The 1,862-nt window shown below is 39.6% G+C and carries 1 protein-coding gene; it reads left to right on the top strand.

Annotated features, from left to right (window positions below):
• Positions 1-12: 12 nt before the first annotated feature.
• A partial coding sequence (locus ACR2F7_RS15730) for a TonB-dependent receptor domain-containing protein (protein ID WP_432714495.1) occupies positions 13-1,862 on the top strand: 1,850 nt, incomplete at its 3' end.

Genomic DNA, 1,862 nt, shown 5'->3' with positions numbered 1-1,862 from the left:
AGTTTCCGTGATATGGGAAACATACAACGCCATAAAGGGAAAAACAGCGACGGATCCATCAATTTTTCGTTGAACACCCGTTCAGCAAATGATAAATTGCAGGTTTCTTTGTCTGGTAAATACATGGCATCAAAAAATACCATGGTTCCTTATGATTTTTCTTCAATAGGAACAACTCCACCTAATGCACCGACAGCGTTTAACGCAGATGGCAGCCTTGATTGGGAATCTATTGGAACGGACATCAATGGTTCTAAATCGGTAGCAAATATCAACCGGCTATATGAGAATAAAACAGATAACCTAACCAGTAACCTTACCTTTGTTTATAAACCAATCAATAAGGTAATTTTAAAAACCATCTTTGGCTATAATAGCCTGAGTGGAACAGAGCACGTGGGTACTCCATCTACTGTTTTCAATCCTGCAGAAGCAAACATAGCAAGCAAGCGGGTGGGTGCCTTCAGTGAATACAATAACAGATCCTTAACCATTTCTCCTTATGGTGAATACCGCACCAATATTGCTAAAAAATGTGACCTGAGCTTTAAACTTGGTGGGGAGATTAACCGCCAATTGAAGCACTCAAGTAGTATAACGGGTACTGGTTTTGCAACTGATGGATTGATCCTTAATCCTGCAACTGGTAATTCCATTACGCAGTCATATACACTTAATGAATATCGTTCTATCGGTATGTACGGCTTGATTAATTTTGTATGGGATAATAAATATGTAATTGATATCAACACCCGCCGTGATGGTTCAATCAAGTTTGGACCTGGTCGCCGGTTTGGGAACTTTGGTTCTGCCGCGGTTGCCTGGATCTTCAGTGAAGAAAACCTGTTTAAGGATAACCTGCCTTGGTTCAGCTTTGGTAAACTACGTGCCAGTAGCGGGGTAGTAGGAGGTGATGCAATTAAAGATTTCCTATATTTAAGTGTTTATGAAACGGTAACCGGTCAATATGGCGGTGCCAGCGCATTATCACCAGGCAATCTCACCAATCCATACCTCAATTGGGAACGAAATAGGAATTCTGAAATTGCGCTTGAATTAGGTTTTCTAAATAACCGTATTAATACTAATGTAAGCTATTACCAAAACGAGGCTCGAAATCAGTTGGTGGATATGGCCTTGCCATTTACTACCGGTTTTTCAGGTCAGGTTGTAAATTCTGATGCAAAGATCCGAAATACGGGTACAGAAATAGAAATGAATTCTGTAAATATTAAAAGCAAAAATTTCAGCTGGTCTAGCCGTTTCAATATTTCCTTTCAGAAGAGTAAAATACTGAAATTGCCTACACAGCGCTTGTCCTTCTCTAACTACGTACTAAACCAATCTGTGAGTGGGGTACGCGTATACAAATATAATGGGGTTAATCCTGAAACAGGCTATTACAATTTTACCAAAGCCAATGGAGAAACTGGCGACTTTACGTATGAATTAAACAATGATGATAAGACAGCGTTTATAGACCTCACACCTAAGTATTTCGGTGGTTTCCAAAATACGTTTAGCTACAAACAGCTGAGTTTAGACTTCACTTTCAGCTTTACTAAGCGTAAAGCACAATCTGAATTAGGGCAGACCTTATTTGCTGTTGGTTTTTATGGTGTTAACGGATCTACGTTATGGTTAGATCGTTGGCAGCAACCTGGTGATGTAACGAATGTTCCTAAATTGAGTACAGACTTTGGAAATATTGGTAGACAATCTTTGTTTAGAGAAAGCACGGGTGCCTATGAAGATGCTACTTATGCTCGCTTGCAAAATGTAAGTTTGCGTTATAGCCTGAGCAGAGAAATCAGCCAGAAATTGCACATTAAAAACCTGTCTGTTTACCTACAGGGACAAAA

Origin of the sequence: Pedobacter sp. (assembly GCF_045628745.1) — a bacterium.
Classification (GTDB): Bacteria; Bacteroidota; Bacteroidia; order Sphingobacteriales; family Sphingobacteriaceae; genus Pedobacter.
This window is presented reverse-complemented; position numbering and strand designations above follow the sequence as displayed.